Raw genomic sequence first — 22,225 nt, forward strand, 5'->3', positions numbered from 1 at the left:
CGTCTAGTTGATTCGCCGGTGATTCACGTTACTCCGGTGCACCGGTGACAATTGAGACGCCGCTTGAAGCACCAATTCGTTCCGCACCAGCCTCAATCATTGCGATTGCGTCCTCGTAGCTTCCAATGCCACCGCTTGCTTTGACCGGGAGATACGCCGACATGAGCTCAACATCTGCAACCGTTGCGCCACCCGTGGTTCCTTCGTAGCCCGATGAATCCGCAAATCCAGTTGCTGTCTTTACCATCGCTGCGTCCGCTGATTGAACTGCACTACACGCACGGTGCTTCTCTTCGTCAGTGAGCAATGGCGTTTCAATAATGACTTTCACCGGGATCGGGACTGCTGCAACGACTTCCGCGATTTCGGATTCAACCGCGTCACCTGCACCTGATTTGAGCCGTCCAATATTAATCACCATATCAACCTCATCAGCCCCGGCTTTCCATGCAACGACCGCTTCTTGTTGTTTTGTTGTCGGCGCATTTTGTCCGTGGGGGAATCCGACGACGGTTGCGATCGTCGTCTCCGGTGCGTACTCGGCTGCCTCTGCGACGTAGCATGGTGGGATACAGACGTTCATTCCGTACTCGATCGCCGCATCGAGCACGTGCTTCACATCGTCGATCGTCGTCTCTGGCCCGAGCACGGTATGGTCAATCATCGGTGCAAGCGTTTGTTGGTCCATACCCGACCTTGCATCACCATACCTATAGTCGTTGATGGTTAGAAACGATCACAGATCGAGGTTCCGTAACGTTTTCACTCCGCCCACGCACCAGTTGAGCTATGGACTTCTCTGTTCTGGAGATGCTTGTTTTGCAGTTTCCGTCCCTGTTGCCGGATGGGTTTGCACTCCCACCGCTGCCATACTTGATCGGATTGCTTGCCGCACTTGCAGCCGTTGGGTATGGATTATTTCAGGCCAAACCGACGGTCGAAGAAGCACAGATTCTCGCACTCGTACCATGGATCTCAGTAGGTGCAGCAGGCCACGTACTGTTCGTGATCGGTGGGCTTCCAGCAGTGTTGGAGCCATTGGGTGGGACTCCAGCAGTGTATCTGAGCACCGCTGCGATCGCGGGGGCGGTGTGGATTATCAGCAATAAAAGAAGTACCGAAGAACAGCTGCCGTTCATTTTGGGCGGTGTTGGTGCGGTCGTATTGCTTCCGCTTGTTGGTGCGATCGTTTATATTGGTGCACAGCAAGCCTCACTCGAGCTATTTTGGCCGACAGTTGCCGCGATCGCATCTATCCCCGTCACAGCAGGTGTTTGGGCCCTATTTAAACGAATCCGCCCATCAGATGCAGCAGTCACCGGGGTAGTTGGGCTCCTTGCGGTGTTTGGGCATGTACTTGATGCGGTCTCTACGACGGTTGGAATCGATATCCTTGGATTCGGTGAGCGAACTCCACTCTCCAGAGAGATTATTCTGTTTGCTGACTCGCTCCCAACTGCGGAGTTCATCGGTGCAGGGTGGCTGTTCATTATTGTAAAAGTCATCATCGTCTGCGGTGTCGTTGCGCTCATGGCAGAGTATGTTGATGAAGAACCAACGGAAGGGCGGCTGCTGCTTGGGTTTATTGCTGCAGTCGGGCTTGGGCCTGCAGTTCACAACCTCCTCTTATTTGCTGCAACTGCCGGGATATAGTCCACTGTACTGACTGGTCATGTCCGACGAATGTTTATGTAACCCGAATTGTAAGCCACTATAGGAAGTGACTCGTGTATGATTGGATTGATCGGAGCTGAGACGATCGGTCTCGGAGCGATCTCCGGGCTTATTGCCGCCGCCGTAATGAACTGGCCAATGAGCCATCGGGCGGATGGGTTCACGCCAGCGTACGTTGCAGCTGGAATTCTCACCGGCCGATCTGCAGATACCGTTCCGTTTCGGGATGCTGTGATCGCACATCACGCTGCAGGACTCCTTGCAGGTATTCTCTATGCGGTTGTTGCGACGGTCATCGGTATTGGCGTTCCGTCAGTCGCATCAGTAACTGTTGCTGGTATAGACATATTGGCGCACCTCCTCGCGAGTACGCTTGTTGTCATCTTTATTTATGTATTCTTCGCGCATCTTGTCCTCCCACGGGCAGGGGGGCGAATTTACGAAGAGCAATCTACCGCGGTACGTGGACAGTGGCTCCGATCGTCACTCGTCTTTGGCACAACAATCGTCGTTGTTGTCCCGCTGCTTGCAGTTGTCGTCGCAAGTTAGCGCACGACCGTTGTGGGATGTCGATCGGACGGTTTTTCATGCTCTCGGCTGTGGAATTGTATATGGCAAAACAGCCGCATCTACTCATCGAGGAGGGTGACGTACACGAGATTGCAATCATTCCGGGCGATCCAGGACGCGTCGATCGAATTGCAGCGCAGTGTGAAAACCCAGTAACAATCTCGGAGAATCGCGAGTACAAGATTGTTAATGCAACGTATGAGGGAACGGATCTGACGATTTGTTCGACCGGTATTGGCTGCCCATCTGCAGCAATCGCAGTTGAAGAGCTACACGCAGTTGGTGTTGAAACCGTAATCCGTTGTGGAACCACCGGGGCGCTTCAGAACGGAATGGAGATCGGTGACATGGTTGTCGCCACTGGCGCGGCAAAAGAAGAGGGAACCTCAAAACGGTATGAGTCGGAAGTCTACCCTGCTGTTCCAGATTATGACGTGCTAACTGCACTTGTTGATGCAGCGGAAGAGAACGATGAGGATGTTCACGTTGGACCGATCGTTTCGGACGATGCATTCTACAATGAATCCGAGGAGTTTGTCCAAGACTGGGAAGCAGCCAATCTGCTTGCGATCGAGATGGAAGCCGCTGCTGTGTTTGCCCTCGCTCGGAGAAAAGGAATGCGTGCAGGAGCAATCTGTACCGTTGATGGAAATCTTGTTGAAGGGACACAAAAAGGCGCGGACAGCGATGATGAGCTACCTGAGAAAGCAAAGAACAATGTCGAGCGGGCGATCGCAATTACGCTTTCAGCGGCTGCGTCACTGTAATCGTTCGATCTATTTTTCGCCCAGTAACTGATCCGACGCGTCTTCAGCATCCCGTTTTCCAACCGCAGAGTTCGCCAGCAATCGACCACCAATAAGGGCTGGGCTGATGACTCGGTCGGCACCTGCGCGACGGAGTTTCGCAACATTTTCACGCTGGGTTGCTGCGGCAAGGATGTGGATCTCTGGATTGAGCTGTCTTGCAGTAAGAATTGCTAATGCATCGTGGGCATCGTTATTTGTCGCAGCGATTGCCGCACGGGCATTTTCAATGCCTGCTTTCTGCAGCGGCTCTTCGTCGCTTGGATCCGCTGTTAGCACAGGATAGCCTCGTTCGCTGAGTCGTCGTGCACGAGCCTCATCGGTTGTGATAATCGCGACATCAGTCTCTTCGTCAATATTTTGAATAATCGGTTCCGTCAGATCCCCATCACCCAAGAGGAGGATATGTTCGTCAAGGAGGTTAAATTGGCTTTCGGTCATACGTCCAAGGGCTTTCGAGAGCTGTGCTTCGATCGCGGGCGTGAGCAACACACCAAGTGCGACAGCGAAGGCAGCAACGTTCAACAACAGTACAGAGAGGCCAAAGAGTCGTCCAAGTTCCGTTATTGGATAGATGTCACCGTAGCCAACCGTACTTGCGGTGACGACAGTATAATAAAATGCATCCGTAATCGAGACCACACCTTCAAATTCATCGCGAAGCGCATAGGAGCCGATTGTTCCGTATCCGATCGCCGTTCCAAGCGCAACCCCTGCGGCCAACTGGGTCGCTGACGGCGAAAAGGTACGATCAAAACGGTCTCGGTTGTATATCAGCGCCGGTGCAGAAACAACAGAGAGAACGATCAGTGGAACAGAGAATGGTGACACCTGCAGCGCACCCTGAAGTGCTGTGATCGGGAGCAACACTGCAGTTGCGTACCACCCAACACGATATCGGTTTTTGAGTGCGTACGCACTGCCAAGCATTGTGAATCCGGTAATTGTCCCTGTGAATCCAACGGTCCGTCGAACAACATCTGGAACGTAGTCTGCGAGCGCGCCATCAATACCACCGGTTGAGATGTGTATGAGCCCAACAATGATTGAGAGCAGTGCAACTGCAAATGTCAATAAAACTGACGCACGAACAGTTACCCACTCTTTACTCCACGCCATCTATCTGCTATTGTCTATCGCTCCTATATATACCGCGGGATTATACCCTGTTGATGCAGTGGGTTGTGTCGGTTGCGGTAACTGTATAGTAGAGGAGGCACAAAGCAGGATAGTATGGCGCTTCCGTTTGAGATTCTCTTGGGCATCTATCTTGGTGTGCTGACCGGAATCATTCCGGCAGTGATCGCTGGACTGCTCGGATTTGTATTCAAGTATTTTACGGGTGTAACGATTCCTGGGCTTGGTGTTGTTGTTCTAGCATTAGCAATTGCAGGAGTCAATGGTGGGCTGATGGCACTTGCTGACGAGAATATCCAGACCTCAGAGAATGCCGTTGCAGTCGTTACGGCAATTATTGTTGTGTTGATGCTCTCGCTGTACGCACACTCGCAAGGTGACAAACTTGGTGCAAACGTCCCGCGAAAGATTTCGCTTCGAAAGTTTCGCGATCGAACACTCAATACAGATGTGGTCGAGCTTGTTGGTGGACGAAACCAAGTACGTGTAACCGTTATTGGTGAAATTGGTGACTTGGAAGGCTACCCACCACTTACCACCGCAGATCGGACTGCGATCAAAGAAGGGGAGTGGACGTTTCCTGCAGATATCCCGATCGAAGAGCTTGAAACACGGTTTGCTGACCGACTCCGATCAGAATTAGACCTCGCAGATGTGTCTGCAAATATTACAACAGATGCGAAGGCAACGGTTTCAGCAGCTCCACCGGCTGGAAGCACCTCAAAACGGGTCCCAAAAGGCAAACGTGCAGTCTCAATCAGTGCAGTTATTCCAGGTGGATTGGCTCGTGGTGAGCACGTTCAAATACTCACAAAAAATGGGTCAATTGCTGGTGAGTTAATCGCAGCGAAATCCGGTGAAAAAAAGAAGGATAAAGAAAAAGAAGCGGAGGCCACCGCAACCACAGATGTACAGACGGATGGGGGGACAGACAGTGCCAGTGGAGCTACTCAACCGCTCACAACAGGAGGAGAAGGCCGAATAACGGTTGCGGTCCCTCGGTCAGCAGCAAAAACACTGTTGCAGTCCGAACGTGGGACGGTTATTGTGCTTTCTCGAGGAACAAGGCGGGAGTTTGAACTCGCGACGATCCTACGGCAGGCTGGTGCGAGATTGAAAAAAGTGACCGTGGTTGCTGGTGGCCCGTTAGATGGCACGACAATCGGAGAAAACCGAGTTAGAGAAACATACCGTGTTGTCATCATCGCTGCGAAACACGAACGCTGGCAGGTAACGCCAAGCGGATCACAGCCACTCAGTGCCGGTGATGATCTCTATGTGATTGGCACCCAAGATGATCTCCGATCATTCACGGAGGCAGCAGCATGATTGAGACCGAATTGATCCTTGGACAGTCCGGTGTTACATTCTCCGATCCGCTTGTTGCAATGATCACGCTCGTTATTTATAGTATCCTCTCAGTATTCGGTGCTGGAGTAATTGCGGTTATCTATCGGTGGTATTTCCGTGAGGAGGTGCCAGAGGGGATTGCAATTCTGATCGGCGTTGCAGTTGTTGCACTCTACATTAACACCGCATCTCTTGGTGTAGTGGTTGGAGAAGGTGCTGTTGACCTATTTAGAATCGAAGTGGTACTTTTCAATGTGGTAGCACTCGGTGTGGCGACAGCAGGTGCACCAGTTGGACAGCGGCTGGGGGACCGAATCGCAGTGGATGTGTTTGCAATTCGAGGGCTTCGAGACATTGAAGGAGAAATGGGCAAAGTTGTTCGATCGGTTGGTCGGACAACAATGGTTACCCTTCCAACGGAGATTGAAGACATGGATAGCTACGACCCAGTCTCGAAAGAGACAAAAACCGAGATGGCCGGCAAGCGATTCCATTTCCCACGGCGATTAACTGTTGAAGAGCTTCGAGAACGGATTGTTGATCGAATTAAAGAAGATTACGCGGTTGGCTATGTTGATGTTGATCTCACTGATGACGGACAGATTGACTACTTAGCGGTTGGTTCACGAATGGCCGGTGTGGGACCAACACTTGCGCCAGGCACAGTTGCAATTGCGGTCACTGCAGACCCACCAAACAACGCGGCAGCAGGGGACCTGGTACAGCTGTGGACGGCTGCTGAGGGCCCAGAACTTGTGGTATCTGGCGAGCTTCGAAGCGTCTCTGGCGATATCTCGACGATTGCGATCGATGAAAATGATATCGAAACAGTGGATCCATCCCAAAGCTACCGATTGGTGACGCTCCCGGAAACACCACGTCCTGATCGGGAGTTTGCCACCCTTCTGCGAAGCGTTGATGAAACAATCGCTTCGGTTGAGGTGTCCCCAGAAAGTCTACTCACGGATGAAACCCTATCCATGACAGACGCAATTATCATTGCCGTCCGATCCGCAGATGGGACGCTTGAAGCGTTACCTGCTCGTGATCGAGTCTTTTCCGGAAATGAAACGGTGTATGCGATCGGCCGCCCGGCCGTCCTTCGACGGCTCGAAGAGGCTGCAACGACACCAAAGCCAGCGGCTGAACAGCCGGAAGTGCAAGCCGAACCTGCTGACTAAGCGTACTCCCGTTGCGGATCCATTACAGAGATTCGAAGAGAAAGCCCACGACTGAAGTCGTCGCAGCAGTCACGGGCACAACGCTCTTGAGAACGCGCGGACTGTCAACACACATGCAATGGAAACTCTTCGCTAACCTCGCAGAGATTGCAGGAGAGCGGACCATTTCACTCGCGATCGATTCGGATGCAACCGTTGGTGACGCATTGGATGCGCTACTCGAACGGCATCCATCACTGAGTGATGAGGTGCTTGTTGCAGATGGAGAGCTGCATGACCATATCAATCTCCTCATCAACGGAACAAACATTCACTCGCTATCTGGGTTGGAGACCTCGATCGAACCGGATGATGAGCTTGCGCTGTTCCCACCTGTGAGTGGAGGATAGTCGAACTATTTCGGATCGTTAAAACCGATCGCCGACGGAAACCGAGTATGAGTGACCACGATGACGAGGAGTTCGAGTACGAACCACCGGAGCGGATAGAGTTTGATCACAACCCGATCGGACACAGCCGCGTTCACGCTGGCATGACCGTTGCAGAGCTAATTGAACAGTATGGGCATGCAGGGATTGGGGCTGCAGCAGTCCATGAAGCTGCGGATATTTATGCGGACATGCTTGCAGATGACGAGTGTACGATTTTCCTGTCGCTTGCGGGTGCGATGGTTCCAACCGGCATGCGTCGAATTGTGTCAGACCTCATCCGTGATGGATACGTTGATGCATTGATCACCACAGGCGCAAACCTCACACATGATTCGATCGAAGCGATCGGTGGGAAACACCACCACGGTCGTCATCACAATCCGGAAATGAACGACAGAGAGTTTGATGAATCCCTTCGTGATGAGGAGGTCGATCGGATCTACAACGTATACTTGCCACAGGAGCATTTTGCACTGTTTGAGAGCCATCTTCGTGAAGCGGTGTTTCCACCGCTTGCAGAACAGGAGAGTGTGAGCATTGCGGAGTTGTGTGCTGAGCTTGGACGTGCAAATAGCGAAATAAACGAACACGAAGGGATCAAAGAGGATGCTGGGATTGCTGCTGCAGCGTATGAGTGTGATGTTCCGATTTACTGTCCAGCAGTGCAGGATTCCGTACTTGGATTGCAGGCATGGATGTACTCACAGACGTCTGGACTAACACTAGACGCACTCGGTGATATGACCGCATTGACCGACATGGCGTACTATGCCGATCGGGCTGGGTGTTTGCTTGTGGGCGGTGGCGTCCCAAAGAATTTCACTCTCCAGACGATGCTCGTCAGTCCCGATGCGTACGATTATGCGGTACAGATTACGATGGATCCTGTCTCAACAGGTGGGCTCTCCGGCGCAACGCTCGATGAGGCGCGATCGTGGGGGAAACTCGAAAAAGATGCTCGAAACGCAACAATAACCGGTGATGCGACGATTTTCTTACCACTGTTAGTCGCAGCAGCACGGGAACGGATCGAAAACAAACCGTAGTGGGGTGTTACGTCCGACGACCGACAATTGACGTCGGCTGAAGCTCGTACAGTTCAACAGTTGCCTCATCAACGTTTTCACCAAAGAGCCGAACTGGTCCGAACATCGATCGACATTCTGCGATCGAAAACGTACTATCGGGGATGCGTGTGAGTGATCCCCGGACAATGATACTCCAAGAATCTCTGGGGCCCTCGTGTCCGTATACAACAAACATTGCAGTCTCTGTTTTATCTAAATACCCTCGCTTCTTGCTTTGTGGGCCAAAGAGGAGTCGAATAATCAGTCGGTCGTCGCCGTAATGATATCCGACAGGGACGCAGTAGGCAGTATTCTCTGCTGCCAACCCAAGAACACCAACAGACTCCGCTGAGAGCTTTTCATCGCGCTCGCGATCGGTCATCCCGATCGTGTAGGTGTACGGAAAGTCCGAGAGCTCAAAAGTCATATCACCGTGTTCGTGTCCGTTCGGCTTCAATACACAGTGCGCTTGGAAATACAGTCTGTCGGAACGACAGCTAGTTGCTCACACTCGGCAATCTTTGATTTATCATTAACTTTTATTATATATTGGACTGTTGGATGAACTATCATGTTTGTAGTATCCATCGTAGCCTAACTCTTCCAATCCGCAGCACCGCTTTTTGAGATCCTCTCACCGCTACGATGAGCACCCATTCACAGACACAGTCGACCGTTGAACCGACACCAGAGTACAGTCCGAGCGACCCAACACCTGCAAGCGATCGCGTCCAGCAGTTATTTTCGACAACCTGCGATCGCCAACTTGTGAATCTAATGGATACACATAATCAGGCGATCGGTTTGATTGCACCCGAAACAGCCGCAGACTGATCAAATTATTCTCCGTTCGGCTCTTGAATCTCGACTGTATCGTCAGTCACTTTGAGGATATCTGCACGCCCAACCCGATACTCGTCATCCGTTTCGCCCCAGTCTAACATTGATTTGATCCGTGTTGCGATCGTCGGCTGCGGGTCAACTACAAGTGCTTCTGCTTCGACTGCGGTGACGGTACCGATCGCAGAGCCAGCGGACATGACTGTTTTTCCCACAGTCGAATCATTGATTGTTAGCTCATGCGTCTGATCAGCGCCTTCGGCTGTTTCCCTCTCGCCTGCAACAGGGTCTTTGCGTGCTTTTGTTCGTGTTCCAATTGTTGTACTGCTTTGGAGTTCGTTTTCCAACACCTCGGCCAGAATCTGTCGGTGTTCGATCTGTTCAGTTTCGACGACTCGTGTTTCAACAAGCGTGGTTCGGAGCTGCCCCGGCGAGACCCGTTCAACGGTCCTAAGCGCATCTGTTACGGCCTTTTCATCCGGTGTTTCGATCTCTAGCATTGCTTCGACAACCATGCGTCCGATCGCATCCAGCTCTGTATCCTCGATCTCATCATAGCCTGATTCAGGACCGTCTGCTGCTCTTGGTGAGATTGTCGTCTCAACCACTGTTTGTTCCGTTAATTCAGTTTGGAGCTGCACCGTTTCGTCAACGTCAAGCGTAATTTGAGCTGCAATATCGATCGTTGGTCGATCGAGCGCAATCCCATCAGCGGTCGTCTCTGGTCGGTCCGCCGGACCACTACCGCTGCCTGAATCAGGTGGCTCTGTCACCGGATAATTTCCCGACGGCTCTTCGAATAGTGGTTTCGCCGGATCAACACCTGAATCTGATTCGGTGTGTGCTCCCGCATCCATCCCTTGATCCTCTTGCCCTCTCTCGCTGTGGGTTTCTGCGCCCATTTCGCGATGTCTCTGTTCATCCTCGATATGAGATGCAGCACCCATCCCGCGGTGTTCGTGCGCCTCATAGCTCTGTTCCTCCGCTTGGCGGTCAACTGGTGGCTGGTTGCCGATCGCTGCAACATCGGCACCGACGATTTGACGAGCGACTAATGTTTGCTCAATGAGTGTCGTCGCAACCACTTCGGTATCAATCACTTCGTGTGACAGCTGTTCGGCCGTGATTTTGGTCTCGTGTCGATCAGTCATGGGTGTTCACAAGTGACCTATTTCGGTTTGATCGCCATAGTCGTGATTCACCAAATTCGATAGGTCTGGCTGTTCTACGTACGTATTTTGGGCATAAGCGGCCGTATTTGATATGAATCTCTGTGTGCGTGGATGGTATTTTTATCGTATGTTGTTGCTGGGCGATCGATCGGAAGTACACAACCACAACCATCTTTTGTTCGTTGCGTGTAGTTGCAGATGGCCGATGACGATACGTACCGATCCGAGAGCGGGTGGCACCGCTTTGTGACGATCCCTATGAGTGCCGAGGCCACCGATTCATACGGTCGGAGAAGACGATGTATCACCGATCGGTGTACCATCGTTCAGCCGAGAGTACAATGATTGGTTCCCGACCGTATCGCTCCGTGCACGTGCCCCAGTTGACTGCTCGTTTATTTTTATCTAGGAGTGGCCTTCCGCAACTCCCACTGATCGGACGCACTCGCTGGAGATTACGGGAAATTCGAGGCGAAAGCCTCGCGCTTTAGCGCGGGGAGGATGTCAACTCGAGAAACTATGATCCTCCTGGTGAAACGGGGACACCAAGAAACTCGAATGGCTCGGTCTCGACGAGATCGTCGTCAACATTCCCCGCAAAGACGTTCGCCTGATGCTCACCGAGCGCCAGTGATCGAACGCTGGAATCGGCGGCAAAGTCGATGTTGTCGAGGTCTAGCCAGAAGACATTCGGTGAGAGCGCCGACTCGAAGTAGTAGCGTCGGTCCCGGTGATCGGCAACGGTGCGCCAACGTGTCGAAGAGATATGGGGTTCGTCCGGCGTACTGATTCCGTAGGGTACGGAGACGTTGCGGATCGCGCCGAAGACACTCGCTGTTGCGGTTCGGCGATCCTCGGTTTGAGGAATCGAACCCACATAAAAACTTGCGCGGACAAATCTATCGGCCGGGCGATTCGTTCCCGGTAACATGACTGTACCGCCGATCTCCGACCAGTACGCCTCGAGTGGGAGTTGCTGGTCGAACGGCGGGGAGTTCGTCATCACCTGATACTCGCGATCGTGGTGGATCCTCAACTCGCCGTCTATGTATTCGAAGATGGCGCTGTCACCGGTGGCGTCCGAGACGGACAGGTGCAAGGTGGCGAACCGATCCTCGTCGGGTATTTCGTCGGAAACAACGACGAGGTCCTCGTTCCGATGGTGTTCGACTGCGTCGGTGACCGTCCCGAAATTGTCGAGCACGTACTGTGCCCACAGCGAGATTGACAACCCAGGCCTGTCGCCGTCCCACTCGGGATAATCGGATTCGGTGAGCCATAGGACGTTCGCAACAAGCCCCTTTTCGTTCATTCCGTCGGTCGTCGCGATGTCATACGCGGAGGCAACAACGCTACCGTACTCGGCGGTCCACTCGATCGAAGCCGGACCGACTTCGCCAGTTCGCTCCATCCCGCGTGGGAATACCCAGATGTTAGTTCCAATCTCACTGTGCCAATCCATTGACCGCCCAGTAAGTACGAAGTTCTCGGGTCCGATATAAACCAGTCGCGTACACATCTATAATCGTTCTCCTGACTCTTGGCCGTTGTGTGTTCGGGGGGCCAACATATTGTTGCAATACCACGAGCAAGAACATAAGTTGTGTCTGGCCCAGACTGATACGTTCTGGTCGGGTTGGTGTCTCCAACTCGGGATCACCTGCGGTGACTTGAGCCCAGATATCGGCACACTCCACAAATAATGAGGCCTATCGAGACGCCAATAACGGCCACGTAGGCAAGGATCATCAAGGCCCACCTCGGTGGCGGCAGCCGCAGGTACGTCTGATGACGCCGAGCTTGAGGGCTAACTCGTCGCTTAGCCTTCATAAACGAACGACCCGAATAGCACTCGTAATTAAATTTCGGCCTTTCAAGAGTCGGATTAACTAGTGGCGATTGTCCAACAATTCAACAATAAATCGGCCATGCGACGGTAATTCACGTCCACTGCAACGGCACGATCGAAGGCGGAGACCCCATACCAACAATGCCGCACACAGCTACGAACGAAGAAACGGAATATACAACAGAGACCACCGCAATCACCCAGTATATGAATCAGGCAGTCGACAATCAGTCTCTCAGTGACAATGAGTAGCGTCTATCCGAACGACATCGACGACGTTGCACGCGGCATCTTGGGCTACTCACGATGGTGGCAGATCGTTGCCGCCGCAGTGATGATGGCGCTGGTGAGCCCTTACCAGTACGTCTGGTCGTCTCTTGAAGGCCCGCTCGCGGTTGAACTCGATGCCTCGCTGTCGGCGTTGGGGTTCGTCTTTACCGCGTACGTCGTTATTATGGCGCTCGTACAGTTTCCCGCCGGGTGGTGGCGCGATCGCCACGGGCCGCGCGTCGTTACGGTCATCGCAGGGGTGCTTGCGGGCGGTGGCTACGTCGGGTTAGCCTTCGCAACGGAGCTCTGGCAGGTGTATCTCTTCTATGGGTTGGGTGCGGCTGGTGTCGGAATGGTGTATACCGTCGCGGTCAATACCGCCGTCAAATGGTTCCCTGACAAACGTGGGTTGACGACCGGTATTGGGACGATGGCGTTTGCCGCCGGCAGCGCAGCATTCGTTCCTTTTATTCGGTATATGATCGCCGGCGATGCGATTACAACTGGTCTCTGGAGCATGGGGGTGCTCATCGGTGTCGGTATCATGGTCGGGACAGTGGTGCTCAAAGACCCACCTCATAACTGGGTCGCTGAGTCTGACTCAAGTGAGACAGAAACAGAGAGCTCCACGGCTGTTGCTGACGGAGGCCGTCGGCACTACACCTGGCGCGAGATGGTTCGAACCTGGCAGTTTTGGGTGATGTACTTTATGTTCTTTGCAGTGAGCGCAGCCGGTCTGATGATCACCGCTCGGACGATTCTGTACGCCGAAGCGGTTGGACTGACCGCTGCGACGGCAACAATCGCTGCGACGGTTCTTCCAGTCGGCTCTGCAGCCGGTCGACTCGTTGTCGGTGGGCTGTCTGATCGGTATGACCGCGAGTTAATTACGGCTATCTCGTTCCTGTTATGTGGGGTTGGGACTCTTGCTGTCGTTGCCTTCGGGAGTCTCGAAAGCGGTATTGGATACATCGTTGCGGTCGCGATCGCGGTTTTCTTTTGGAGTTCGCAGTTCTCGCTGTTCCCGAGTTTGGTCGGCGACTACTACGGAAGCAAACACTCCTCGGCGAACTACTCGCTGGTGTACTCAGGCAAAATGTGGGGCGGTGTCTTCGGCGGCGGTGTCGTTGGCTGGTTAGTCGTACTCATCGGCTGGGAGGCCACGTTCGTGGTGGGCGGCGTCCTCGCGTTGGCCGCTGGTGGCGTTGGCTTCCTGCTTCGACCGCCGATCGCGAGTAAGGATCTGTAGACCGATCGGGGTTTGACAGGACCACGACTCACATCTCTTCTGGCTCAATCTCTGGTCGTGAGTATCAATGACAACGCACAGACGCGAATATATCAGCAGGGAGCCCATATGTATACTGATGCAACAGGACACTGCGATCGCTCAGCATGGCTCGATCGCAACGGATAGCAATCACAACGAAGCCATTGAGACCGCCGTTCCCGCCCTCAAACTCACGAACCTCTCCAAGCGGTTCGGAACCGGAGATGATGCGATCGTCGCAGTGGACGATGTCAATCTGACCATCGAACCAGGATCGATCGTTGGGTTACTCGGCCCGAACGGCGCTGGAAAGACGACACTCATCAAGTGCGCACTCGGCATTATTATTCCTGACTCTGGATCGGTTTCGGTGTTCGGAAACAGAGTTGATGGAACGCGCCGATCGGCCTACCGCGATGTCGATGCGATGCTTGAAGGGGCCCGAAACGACTATTGGCGGCTCACCGTACGGGAGAACCTGCGATACTTTGCGACTATCCACGGTATCGATCCCAATTCTGTAACACAGCAACACGACCGACTACTCGATCGTCTTGAACTCACGGACAAGGCGGATACACCCGTTCGTGATCTCTCTCGGGGGATGAAACAGAAAGTCTCGCTTGCGAGTGTACTCGCAGGCGGGGCCAGTCTCGTCTTTCTTGACGAGCCAACACTCGGGCTCGATGTTGAGAGTTCGCGGACGCTCCAACAGGAACTGCGTCGGCTCGCACATGAGGATGGCCGGACGATCGTCCTGAGCAGCCACAACATGGACGTTATTGAACGAGTCTGTGACCGCGTGGTGATGATGGCCAACGGACGGATCGTTGCTGACGACAGCGTGAACGAGTTGTTGTCAGATGCGACTCGTGACACAGTTCAGATCACAAGCGCAGATATCGATGACCGCCTTGTTGAAACGCTCATCGATCGGTTTTCCGTCACCGTTGTTGGGGAAACAGCAGCTGGGCGGACAACGATTGAAATCACTCACGCTGGTGAGAGACTGTACGATGTACTGGATGTGCTCCGGAACGAAGCTGTGACGATCGACGATATCAGAACGGTCCAACCACAACTTGAAGAGGTATTTGTCAATCTGACAGGTATGGAGTCCGAACAGACAGCGACTTCGGGGCGAGCAGAGTGAGTCAAGACGGTACCGCAGTGCCACACTCAGCTGCTACTGATCCCCGTCCCGCAACCTACTATCATCTTGCCAAGGCAGTACTGTATCGTGAGTATCTAATTTTCATTCGATATCCTGCAAATGCGATCGGTGGAATCGTTATCGCACTGTTCTTTTTTGGTATCTTGTTCTATGGGGGACAGCTGCTGGCGGGACAGGCGTTGACGGATTCGATCGAGGGAATCATTGTAGGCTACTTTCTATGGACGCTGTCTGTTGGTGCGTACTCTGCAGTGTCAAACGACATCAGCAGCGAGGTGCAGTGGGGAACGCTTGAGCGTCACATTACCACACCGTTTGGCTTTGCACCGGTCGCATTGCTGAAAGGTGTTGCAAAGGTGATTCGGACGTTTCTGACGAGTGCGATCGTTCTTGCAGTCATGCTCGTACTTACCGGGACAAGGCTCAACCTCGATCCGATCACCGTGGTTGTCGTTGCTGGGCTCGCAATTACGTCCGTTCTCGGTCTTGGCTTTGCAGCCGGAGGCGTCACCGTGCTGTACAAACAGATCGGAAACTGGTTGAATCTGCTCCAGTTTGGGTTTGTGGTATTAGTCTCCGCACCAGTGTTTGCACTGCCGTGGATGCGAATACTTCCACTCGCACACGGGAGCGCGATGCTCCAGCGAGCGATGGTTGACGGTGTTCGACTGTGGGAGTTCAGTATCACAGATCTTGGACTCCTCGTTATTGTTGCAGTTGGATATCTCGCTGTTGGATACGCAGTTTTTCATCTTGCGACACGACGTGCCCGACGCCTTGGTGTGCTTGGTGATTATTAGTCGCATGGAACCGGCTTGGTTTCACTCGCGCGCATGCGCGAAAGCCCCATACGTACACGTCTCCTTATTACAACTATGAGTGATCCAGACGAGGTCAGCGATGCTGGAGCCGATGTTCCCGAGTATGAAACTGTTGATGTTTCAGTGCTACTTATCGGGGCTGGTGCCGCAGGCGCTCGTACAGCGATCGAACTCGCCGAGTGTGGTGTTGAGGACGTACTCGTGCTTGGAAAACGTAGCCACGGCGATGCACACACGACATGGGCCCGTGGTGGAATTAATGGCGCACTCGGGACCCAAGATCCAGAGGATTCGTGGGCAATTCACGCTGCAGACACGCTCAATGAAGGCCATTTCCTCAACGATCCACAACTGGTCGAGACAGTCACAGCACAGATGCCCGATCGGCTTCGCGAGCTCGATGAGTGGGGTATGGAGTTTTCTCGAACGGACGATGGGAAGATCGACCAACGATTCTTTGGCGCACAGTCATTTCGGCGAACCGCGTTCGCGGGTGACCATACGGGAGAGTCATTGTTGAACGCGCTAGTCGATCGTGCACAGGAGCTTTCAATCCCGTATCAGGAGGACGTGATGATTACAAAACTGCTCTCAGACGGAGACCGTGTGTACGGAGCAGTCGGATTCGATATGGATTCAGGCGACTTCATACTCTTCAATGCCGGGGTGGTTGTCCTCGCTGCCGGTGGGTACGCAGCAATATACAATCGCCATACATCCAGAGATGACGAAAACAATGGTGACGGTCCTGCACTGGCATATGATGCTGGTGCTGAACTGATGGATATGGAGTTCGTTCAGTTTCATCCAACTGGGATGGCTGTTGACGAAGGTGACTCCGAGTGGGAGCCGTGGAGTGGTCGTCTCGTTACCGAGGCGGTCCGAGGTGAAGGTGGACGGCTATATAACGCGGACGGCGAACGGTTCATGGAGCGGTATTCGCCAACTCAGATGGAACTTGATGCCCGTGATGTTGTTGCCCGGGCGATCGCACAAGAGGTCGCAGAAGGGAGAGGGACCGACAATGGTGGTGTCTATCTCGACATCTCACACAAATCCGAATCGTTCATTCGTGAACGGCTGCCACGAATGTATGCTCGCTTCGATGAGCTTGGCGTTGATATGGCAGCAGAACCGATCGAGGTTGCGCCAACAGCACACTACGGTATGGGTGGCGTCAGCGTCAATGAGTACGGTGAGACGCGCGTTGAGGGGCTGTTTGCCATCGGCGAGACCATGGCCGGCGTCCACGGTGCAAATCGGCTTGGTGGAAACTCGCTTGCAGAGACGGTTGCCTTCGGTGTGGTCGCAGGAAAACACATTGCAGAGCGGGGTGGCGGTCCTGGTCACATCCCAACACGGCTCATCAAAGAGACCGCAGAGCCACAGTTCCGCGGCCTCGCGATGCTGGCCGATCGCGACGGCAGCCATGCAGTTGCAGACGTGTGCATCGACCTGCAGAACCTGATGTGGGAACATGCTGGGATCCTCCGCGACGAGGAGTCTATAAAAGCCGGGCTTGCAAAGCTACGTGCCCTCCGACGGAAGACAGACGATCTCGCTGTCGGTCCAGTCACAAGCGATTCGTTCGAATTTGCGATCGACATCGGCTTCATGTTAACGGCAGCGGAGGCGGTGTTGCGTGGGGCGCGTGAGCGAACCGAATCACGAGGTGCGCACTACCGGACGGACTATCCGGACGTGGATACCGAGTGGCAGCGCAACATCTACTTTGAGCGAGCCGATGTTGGTGGGATGATTAGCCATACAGAACCGGTCGGAACACCAAGCAAACCTGTTCAAGACGCGATCAACGAGGGATATGAGCTAGATTACCACCAACTCGAATAGCCGCACAGAACGGTAGTTGGTTGATCTGGGAGACGATCGCTCACAAATGAGCGTTGCCACCGTGTTTCCGGTACCAGACGTGCTCTCCGATCGGCGATTCAGTTTTGCCGATCTCAAGCCGGCTGATAAACAGGTCACGAACCGCAAGTGTAACGACTAATTCGACTTGCTCCTCACGCTCATCAGTAACAGTGACGACACAGTGTCCGTCTCGTTCCGTAATCGCGCTGATCGTCCCAACCGACCACCGATCACGATGATGAGTTGGCTCTTTTGCGTGGATTCGATCGTGAGTCATATATCATGTATGAACTGTCGGTTGGATACCCCTACCGTTCGCCCGATTATGTTCAGTCATTGGTACTTGTGGGCGGTGCTAATGGTTCGGGGATCTCAAGGAGTGCAGCGCTTTTACTCCAGAGCCGCTTTGCAGCATCATGATCCATCGCAGCGTCAGATGGTGAACGTGGTCTTTGGCCTGCAAAATAGCGACCGGAGATCTCTGCAGTACGGGGGGACACACCAACAAATAGGAGCTCTGCAGCTCCATCGGCAACAGCGGTTACGCCTGGAACGGTATCAAGACGCTCAACGAGCGCTGGAAGCGGTTTGGGGAGGAATCGAGAGAATCCGGTGCCCGGAATCGCCCCCGGATGAATACTATTTGCGGTGATATTATGATTCCCGACAGCAAGTCGCCGCGCGAGCTCCGAGGAAAACAGAATATTTGCGAGTTTTGAGTGACTATATGCACGCATCCCTGATAGCCGGTGATCGCCCTGAATTCGATCGAGCTGCAACGATGCCCCTCGATGTGCACCGGAGGCAGTCGTCACAATTCGAGCATCATCAGTGAGATGATTGAGGAGTTCGGCTGTCAACAAGTATGGCGACAGGTGGTTGACGTGAAACGTGTACTCGATACCAGCATCAGTGACTGCGTTGCTTCTGAATAATCCACCAGCATTGTTAATCAACAGATCGAGCCCGTCAGTTTCCTCACGAACGGTTGTCGCAAGCTCCGTGACCGCAGCAACGCTCGCAAAATCCGCTTCAACGAACATCGCATCCGAGCCTTCTTCGGACAGTTTGTCCACAACCTCCACGCCCGCGTTCGAATCTCGACCATGAACAATCACATCTGCACCAAGTCGTCCGAGTGCCAACGCTGCCGATCGGCCGATCCCGCTCGTTGAGCCGGTGATTAGCACGTGCATATCAGTGCAATCAACGGTCGATACACCGGCTAGTTCCTCAGGAAGGCTGCTCATTACATACTGTCGGGACCACGCGGCGAAAAACCTGTTCCGCCCGCCTCCGCTTCGACAACTATTATATTCGGTCAAGCGGTGTGGAACATCGCATACAGAGGGTACTGTCACCAACCCAGTTCACATCTTTTGATTGACAGGACGGACAACGATACGTCTCACTATTGTACGCTGTCGTCCCACGTGGGGCCGCAAGATATCCCTCCGCAACAACGGTCTCAAGAAGCGTCGCAAACCGCTGCCGTTTGAATGTTGCTCGATGTGCCAGAAACTGTCCGGGGTCCCCTGGGTCAGGTCCGTGAAGGGCTTGCCACGAAACCGCAACTTCTCCGTTTGCTGTGCTACGCGCGACCTGTTGGAGTGGTGCTGCAGCCGCCCCAAACAACGGCGTTGTACTCCAATACTGCGGGTCATCGATCGACGCGCCCGCTGTTTGATATGCGCTCGCTGCGTCTCGATACAGTTTGGCTGCACCATCTAGACCAGCAGCAACGATCGCGTCTGCACGCATCTCTTGCAAGCATGCTTGTTGAACCGGGCGCGTACACACAGTCTGAAAGTCCGCCGCAACAGCACTTGCTTCAGTCCCCCTGTGGGCTGCGCGATCGGAACGGCCGGCAACACGATAGCAGATCGCGCTCGTCACAAGCCGTTCGATTCCCTTTCCAACCCACCCTTTCTCATCATCATCAAATGGACTATTGTCAAAGCGTGGGTTGGCGAGTAGCAGCCATCCACCTCGAGCAAGTGCATCACCTGCATGTTCATAGTGTCGATTGGCAAGCATAGCGACAGCACGATCATACAGATCGTCACTCTGTGAACTCATGCTGTCTAATGGGGACTCAGCATAACAAGTGTTCTCGGTATGGTACCCCTTTCACGCCGGATAGATTGAGTTGCGATCACTGCTAAGCTAGCCAGTATAAATCAGCTGTGAGCGGTGGATGAGAAAAAATATACCATCAGACCAGTAGGTGTTAGCAAATGAGTCCACCATATCGACCGCGTTTGCTTGGGCTCATAACATACCTTCGGGGATGTCTATCGATCGACACACGATCGCTGGCTGCGTTTCGGATCATTGCAGGAGTGCTCATCGTTGTTGATATTTGTCTTCGAGCCCGGAACTTCACACACTTTTATACCGAAAGCGGTGTCGTACCACAGTCGGTGGCCCGTGAGGCGGCACCGATCGAACTCTCAGTGTACTTTCTCACGACGGATCCAACACTCACTGCACTGCTATTCGTGGTGCATGCAATCGTTGGCATGCTTCTCATAGTTGGTTACCGGACACGTCTAGTGACGGTTGTGGCGTTCGTGTTTGTTGTCTCGCTCGATTTACGGAATTCGCTGGTGCTCAGCTATGCGGATGTGCTCTTTGCATGGCTGTTACTGTGGGCACTGTTCCTCCCACTTGGTGAGCGGTGGTCAGTTGATGCCGTTCACCGGCCCCGATCGCCAAAAGAGACAATCACTGGTATCGCGCCGGTTTTGATTCTCGGACAGATGGTGACGATGTACGTTGTGAATGGAATTCATAAGTCGACATCCACACTGTGGACGAGCGGTGATGCCGCAGTGCTGGTGTTTGGATTAGATGATATGACGTTTCTGCTCGCAGAGCCGCTTCGATCGGTTCCATGGCTGCTTGAAGCGGGCGGACTGCTCTGGTACTATCTTCTGTTGAGCGCATGGCTCTTGCTGCTCATTCGCGGCCGTGCTCGAACGCTGCTTGTCTCAGCATTCGTTGCTGGCCATCTCTCATTTGCCGTGACCGTCCGAATTGGTGCGTTTGCATTTGTAGCGATCGCTGGATTGGTACTCTTTTATGATGCATCGTTTTGGGATGATCTCGATCGGGTAAGAAAGAAACGCAAACACCAACTCTCACAAACCGTTCTACATTCACTCAACCGATTTGGTAGAACGCTGTGTGAGGCACTTCCAACCTTTCGACTTCGACCGTGGGGTGAGACAAGCGGCACGCAGGAAATATATTTGGCCGTACGCAAGTATGTGGCCGCGATTATGATTGTCGCTGCGGTGCTCGCAGTCGCACTGGCGGGTGCCGATGTTGGATATGATGGTCCTGGTAGCGAAATCGAAACCGCAGGATCGATGTTTATTGGCGAACAAACGGAGTGGAGTATTTTTGCGCCAAATCCACGGACAACAGACTACTACTACGTGTTTGCAGCGGTCTCAGCTGACGGCTCAACACACGACCTCTACAACGATCGTGAGCTCAGCTACGATCGCCCACATGAACAGCTACAAAAACAGTATGACACGTATCGGGAGCGGTTTTACATGTCGAACGTTGCAGGAGCGGACCCACCCGCTGCCCCGGAGCGACTTGCTGAAACGCTTTGTGAAACGTGGGATACTGATGAGCAAGCAGAGCTGACCACGACCGAACTCTATCAGATTGGCGAAACGATCGCCCGAGAGACGATCGATGACCATACCGCACGCGACCGATCCTCCCGGCTGATCTACCAACACCAGTGTGGGACGGATGGGACAGGAACGGTCCCAGAGCCATCGTTTTGAGCCTATGAAGCCGAAAATAATTCAGAAAAACGGAGGATCGGAATGCTATTTGTTCACATAGCGTATATAGTGTATGAACAATTCAGTTACGAACGTCAGACTCAATCTACAACAACAGGCTCAAACACTCGGTATAACACGTACAGATGCCATTGAAGATATTGCGTTTCTCACTCGCGCACCTCACCGAGTTGCGGTGTTGTGTGCGCTTTCGGAGTCACCGCAGACTCGTACAGAGCTGATTGGAACCACAGATGTGTCAAACTCAACGATCGGACGAACGCTTCGAGCATTCGAGAATCGTCAGTGGATCAAACGCAAACGGCGAGCGTATGACACAACGCCGCTTGGGGCGTTCGTAGCTACGTGTATAGACGACGTCATTGGAGATATTCAAATTGAACAGAAGCTACGAACTATCTGTAAGCAGCTACCGATCGAAGAAACCGAGTTGGAGATAGAGGAGTTTGTTGATGCAGTGGTTACGGTCGCAGAGATCGTCGAACCATATCGACCAATATCCCGATTTGTTTCCCTACTTAAGGAGACACAAACACTTCGGTTCCTCGGTGTTGATCTTGCACTCTTGGCTCCGTGTCGAGATGAGTTTCAAGCACAGATCTTGGACGGTACCGCTGTTGAAATAATAGACCCACTAGACGTGACACAACATATTCAACAAGCATATGCAAATCATTGCCAAACTGCGATCGAAAGCGGGAATTTAGCGATCTACACCGTAAGAGAACAACCACCATATGGAATTGCAGTTTTTGATGAGCGGGTTGCGATCTGTGGATATGAACCACAGAGCGGAGCGATTCGTATCTTGGTGGATACATCCAGCCCGACTGTTCGTAGGTGGGCCAAATCAACATACGGACAGCACAAACGGGATGCAGTCCCACTTTTGATTGATCACGCAGTCTGAG

Annotated in this window: 22 protein-coding genes; 14 read left to right on the forward strand and 8 right to left on the reverse strand. The window is 53.2% G+C overall.

Annotated elements, in window-relative coordinates:
- Positions 1-28 precede the first annotated feature (28 nt).
- Entirely contained in the window at positions 29-688 is a 660-nt protein-coding gene (gene deoC, locus AArcSt2_RS05130) for a deoxyribose-phosphate aldolase (RefSeq protein ID WP_250583314.1), read from the reverse strand.
- A gap of 101 nt (positions 689-789) precedes the next feature.
- On the opposite strand from deoC, the gene AArcSt2_RS05135 reads away from it, so the two are divergent.
- From AArcSt2_RS05135 to AArcSt2_RS05145, 3 genes are all read left to right on the forward strand, one after another.
- The gene (locus AArcSt2_RS05135) at positions 790-1,653 is read left to right on the forward strand and encodes a DUF63 family protein (protein WP_250583315.1); all 864 of its coding nucleotides are present in this window, start codon (positions 790-792) and stop codon (positions 1,651-1,653) included.
- Positions 1,654-1,731: 78 nt separating this feature from the next.
- Positions 1,732-2,223 carry a hypothetical protein gene (locus tag AArcSt2_RS05140; protein ID WP_250583316.1) on the forward strand — a complete coding sequence of 164 codons (492 nt, stop codon included), beginning with the start codon at positions 1,732-1,734 and terminating at the stop codon, positions 2,221-2,223.
- 62 nt (positions 2,224-2,285) lie between these two features.
- On the forward strand, positions 2,286-3,011 hold the full coding sequence (locus AArcSt2_RS05145; RefSeq protein ID WP_250583317.1) for a guanosine phosphorylase: 726 nt from the start codon (positions 2,286-2,288) through the stop codon (positions 3,009-3,011).
- A gap of 9 nt (positions 3,012-3,020) precedes the next feature.
- On the opposite strand, the gene AArcSt2_RS05150 is transcribed toward AArcSt2_RS05145, so the two are convergent.
- Entirely contained in the window at positions 3,021-4,169 is a 1,149-nt protein-coding gene (locus AArcSt2_RS05150) for an NAD-binding protein (protein ID WP_250583318.1), read from the reverse strand.
- Positions 4,170-4,283: 114 nt separating this feature from the next.
- Here AArcSt2_RS05150 and AArcSt2_RS05155 point away from each other — a divergent pair, with 114 nt between their 5' ends.
- The 4 genes from AArcSt2_RS05155 (at position 4,284) to AArcSt2_RS05170 (ending at position 8,195) form a co-directional block, all read left to right on the forward strand.
- The gene (locus tag AArcSt2_RS05155; protein ID WP_174654313.1) at positions 4,284-5,516 is read left to right on the forward strand and encodes a potassium channel family protein; all 1,233 of its coding nucleotides are present in this window, start codon (positions 4,284-4,286) and stop codon (positions 5,514-5,516) included.
- Positions 5,513-6,718 carry a DUF8167 domain-containing protein gene (locus AArcSt2_RS05160; protein WP_250583319.1) on the forward strand — a complete coding sequence of 402 codons (1,206 nt, stop codon included), beginning with the start codon at positions 5,513-5,515 and terminating at the stop codon, positions 6,716-6,718. Before AArcSt2_RS05155 ends, AArcSt2_RS05160 begins: the two co-directional genes overlap by 4 nt.
- Positions 6,719-6,831: 113 nt before the next feature.
- Complete coding sequence (locus AArcSt2_RS05165; RefSeq protein ID WP_174654315.1) at positions 6,832-7,107, forward strand: ubiquitin-like small modifier protein 1; 276 nt, start codon at positions 6,832-6,834, stop codon at positions 7,105-7,107.
- Positions 7,108-7,154: 47 nt separating this feature from the next.
- Positions 7,155-8,195 (forward strand): deoxyhypusine synthase, encoded by a 1,041-nt coding sequence (locus AArcSt2_RS05170; RefSeq protein WP_174654316.1) that lies wholly within the window; start codon positions 7,155-7,157, stop codon positions 8,193-8,195.
- A gap of 7 nt (positions 8,196-8,202) precedes the next feature.
- Here AArcSt2_RS05170 and AArcSt2_RS05175 read toward each other — a convergent pair whose 3' ends face one another.
- The gene (locus AArcSt2_RS05175) at positions 8,203-8,643 is read right to left on the reverse strand and encodes a pyridoxamine 5'-phosphate oxidase family protein (RefSeq protein ID WP_250583320.1); all 441 of its coding nucleotides are present in this window, start codon (positions 8,641-8,643) and stop codon (positions 8,203-8,205) included.
- Positions 8,644-8,861: 218 nt separating this feature from the next.
- On the opposite strand from AArcSt2_RS05175, the gene AArcSt2_RS05180 reads away from it, so the two are divergent.
- A complete protein-coding gene (locus AArcSt2_RS05180; RefSeq protein ID WP_174654318.1) occupies positions 8,862-9,050 on the forward strand; it encodes a hypothetical protein in 189 nt (62 codons plus the stop codon).
- Positions 9,051-9,055: 5 nt separating this feature from the next.
- Here the strand turns inward: AArcSt2_RS05180 and AArcSt2_RS05185 are convergent, their stop codons facing one another.
- Both AArcSt2_RS05185 and AArcSt2_RS05190 read right to left on the reverse strand, forming a co-directional pair.
- On the reverse strand, positions 9,056-10,207 hold the full coding sequence (locus AArcSt2_RS05185) for a hypothetical protein (protein WP_250583321.1): 1,152 nt from the start codon (positions 10,205-10,207) through the stop codon (positions 9,056-9,058).
- Between the two features lie 538 nt (positions 10,208-10,745).
- The gene (locus tag AArcSt2_RS05190; RefSeq protein ID WP_174654320.1) at positions 10,746-11,747 is read right to left on the reverse strand and encodes a linear amide C-N hydrolase; all 1,002 of its coding nucleotides are present in this window, start codon (positions 11,745-11,747) and stop codon (positions 10,746-10,748) included.
- Between the two features lie 574 nt (positions 11,748-12,321).
- On the opposite strand from AArcSt2_RS05190, the gene AArcSt2_RS05195 reads away from it, so the two are divergent.
- The 4 genes from AArcSt2_RS05195 to AArcSt2_RS05210 all read left to right on the forward strand — a co-directional run bounded on the left by AArcSt2_RS05195 (position 12,322) and on the right by AArcSt2_RS05210 (position 17,463).
- Entirely contained in the window at positions 12,322-13,596 is a 1,275-nt protein-coding gene (locus tag AArcSt2_RS05195) for an OFA family MFS transporter (RefSeq protein ID WP_250583771.1), read from the forward strand.
- A gap of 118 nt (positions 13,597-13,714) precedes the next feature.
- Positions 13,715-14,770, forward strand: coding sequence for an ABC transporter ATP-binding protein (locus tag AArcSt2_RS05200; protein ID WP_250583323.1), 1,056 nt, complete (start codon positions 13,715-13,717; stop codon positions 14,768-14,770).
- On the forward strand, positions 14,767-15,591 hold the full coding sequence (locus AArcSt2_RS05205; protein ID WP_250583324.1) for an ABC transporter permease: 825 nt from the start codon (positions 14,767-14,769) through the stop codon (positions 15,589-15,591). Before AArcSt2_RS05200 ends, AArcSt2_RS05205 begins: the two co-directional genes overlap by 4 nt.
- Positions 15,592-15,666: 75 nt before the next feature.
- A complete protein-coding gene (locus tag AArcSt2_RS05210) occupies positions 15,667-17,463 on the forward strand; it encodes an L-aspartate oxidase (RefSeq protein WP_250583325.1) in 1,797 nt (598 codons plus the stop codon).
- Between the two features lie 40 nt (positions 17,464-17,503).
- Here AArcSt2_RS05210 and AArcSt2_RS05215 read toward each other — a convergent pair whose 3' ends face one another.
- The 3 genes from AArcSt2_RS05215 to AArcSt2_RS05225 all read right to left on the reverse strand — a co-directional run bounded on the left by AArcSt2_RS05215 (position 17,504) and on the right by AArcSt2_RS05225 (position 19,563).
- A complete protein-coding gene (locus AArcSt2_RS05215) occupies positions 17,504-17,761 on the reverse strand; it encodes a DUF7861 family protein (RefSeq protein WP_174654323.1) in 258 nt (85 codons plus the stop codon).
- 52 nt (positions 17,762-17,813) lie between these two features.
- Positions 17,814-18,734 (reverse strand): SDR family NAD(P)-dependent oxidoreductase, encoded by a 921-nt coding sequence (locus tag AArcSt2_RS05220; protein WP_250583326.1) that lies wholly within the window; start codon positions 18,732-18,734, stop codon positions 17,814-17,816.
- A 61-nt stretch (positions 18,735-18,795) separates the two neighbouring features.
- Positions 18,796-19,563 (reverse strand): hypothetical protein, encoded by a 768-nt coding sequence (locus AArcSt2_RS05225; protein ID WP_250583327.1) that lies wholly within the window; start codon positions 19,561-19,563, stop codon positions 18,796-18,798.
- 158 nt (positions 19,564-19,721) lie between these two features.
- Here AArcSt2_RS05225 and AArcSt2_RS05230 point away from each other — a divergent pair, with 158 nt between their 5' ends.
- On the forward strand, positions 19,722-21,293 hold the full coding sequence (locus AArcSt2_RS05230) for an HTTM domain-containing protein (RefSeq protein WP_250583328.1): 1,572 nt from the start codon (positions 19,722-19,724) through the stop codon (positions 21,291-21,293).
- 73 nt (positions 21,294-21,366) lie between these two features.
- The gene (locus AArcSt2_RS05235) at positions 21,367-22,224 is read left to right on the forward strand and encodes a helix-turn-helix transcriptional regulator (protein WP_250583329.1); all 858 of its coding nucleotides are present in this window, start codon (positions 21,367-21,369) and stop codon (positions 22,222-22,224) included.
- The last annotated feature ends 1 nt before the right edge of the window (position 22,225 follow it).

The organism is Natronocalculus amylovorans (genome assembly GCF_023638035.1).
Lineage (GTDB): Archaea > Halobacteriota > Halobacteria > Halobacteriales > Haloferacaceae > Natronocalculus > Natronocalculus amylovorans.

Excerpts from the sequence above, each read along its gene's own strand:
- deoC (WP_250583314.1), bottom strand. The coding sequence starts at position 688 with ATGGACCAACAAACGCTTGCACCGATGATTGACCATACCGTGCTCGGG.
- AArcSt2_RS05135 (WP_250583315.1), top strand. The coding sequence starts at position 790 with ATGGACTTCTCTGTTCTGGAGATGCTTGTTTTGCAGTTTCCGTCCCTG.
- AArcSt2_RS05140 (WP_250583316.1), top strand. The coding sequence starts at position 1,732 with ATGATTGGATTGATCGGAGCTGAGACGATCGGTCTCGGAGCGATCTCC.
- AArcSt2_RS05145 (WP_250583317.1), top strand. The coding sequence starts at position 2,286 with ATGGCAAAACAGCCGCATCTACTCATCGAGGAGGGTGACGTACACGAG.
- AArcSt2_RS05150 (WP_250583318.1), bottom strand. The coding sequence starts at position 4,169 with ATGGCGTGGAGTAAAGAGTGGGTAACTGTTCGTGCGTCAGTTTTATTG.
- AArcSt2_RS05155 (WP_174654313.1), top strand. The coding sequence starts at position 4,284 with ATGGCGCTTCCGTTTGAGATTCTCTTGGGCATCTATCTTGGTGTGCTG.
- AArcSt2_RS05160 (WP_250583319.1), top strand. The coding sequence starts at position 5,513 with ATGATTGAGACCGAATTGATCCTTGGACAGTCCGGTGTTACATTCTCC.
- AArcSt2_RS05165 (WP_174654315.1), top strand. The coding sequence starts at position 6,832 with ATGCAATGGAAACTCTTCGCTAACCTCGCAGAGATTGCAGGAGAGCGG.
- AArcSt2_RS05170 (WP_174654316.1), top strand. The coding sequence starts at position 7,155 with ATGAGTGACCACGATGACGAGGAGTTCGAGTACGAACCACCGGAGCGG.
- AArcSt2_RS05175 (WP_250583320.1), bottom strand. The coding sequence starts at position 8,643 with ATGACTTTTGAGCTCTCGGACTTTCCGTACACCTACACGATCGGGATG.
- AArcSt2_RS05180 (WP_174654318.1), top strand. The coding sequence starts at position 8,862 with ATGAGCACCCATTCACAGACACAGTCGACCGTTGAACCGACACCAGAG.
- AArcSt2_RS05185 (WP_250583321.1), bottom strand. The coding sequence starts at position 10,207 with ATGACTGATCGACACGAGACCAAAATCACGGCCGAACAGCTGTCACAC.
- AArcSt2_RS05190 (WP_174654320.1), bottom strand. The coding sequence starts at position 11,747 with ATGTGTACGCGACTGGTTTATATCGGACCCGAGAACTTCGTACTTACT.
- AArcSt2_RS05195 (WP_250583771.1), top strand. The coding sequence starts at position 12,322 with ATGAGTAGCGTCTATCCGAACGACATCGACGACGTTGCACGCGGCATC.
- AArcSt2_RS05200 (WP_250583323.1), top strand. The coding sequence starts at position 13,715 with ATGCAACAGGACACTGCGATCGCTCAGCATGGCTCGATCGCAACGGAT.
- AArcSt2_RS05210 (WP_250583325.1), top strand. The coding sequence starts at position 15,667 with ATGAGTGATCCAGACGAGGTCAGCGATGCTGGAGCCGATGTTCCCGAG.
- AArcSt2_RS05215 (WP_174654323.1), bottom strand. The coding sequence starts at position 17,761 with ATGACTCACGATCGAATCCACGCAAAAGAGCCAACTCATCATCGTGAT.
- AArcSt2_RS05220 (WP_250583326.1), bottom strand. The coding sequence starts at position 18,734 with ATGAGCAGCCTTCCTGAGGAACTAGCCGGTGTATCGACCGTTGATTGC.
- AArcSt2_RS05225 (WP_250583327.1), bottom strand. The coding sequence starts at position 19,563 with ATGAGTTCACAGAGTGACGATCTGTATGATCGTGCTGTCGCTATGCTT.
- AArcSt2_RS05230 (WP_250583328.1), top strand. The coding sequence starts at position 19,722 with ATGAGTCCACCATATCGACCGCGTTTGCTTGGGCTCATAACATACCTT.
- AArcSt2_RS05235 (WP_250583329.1), top strand. The coding sequence starts at position 21,367 with ATGAACAATTCAGTTACGAACGTCAGACTCAATCTACAACAACAGGCT.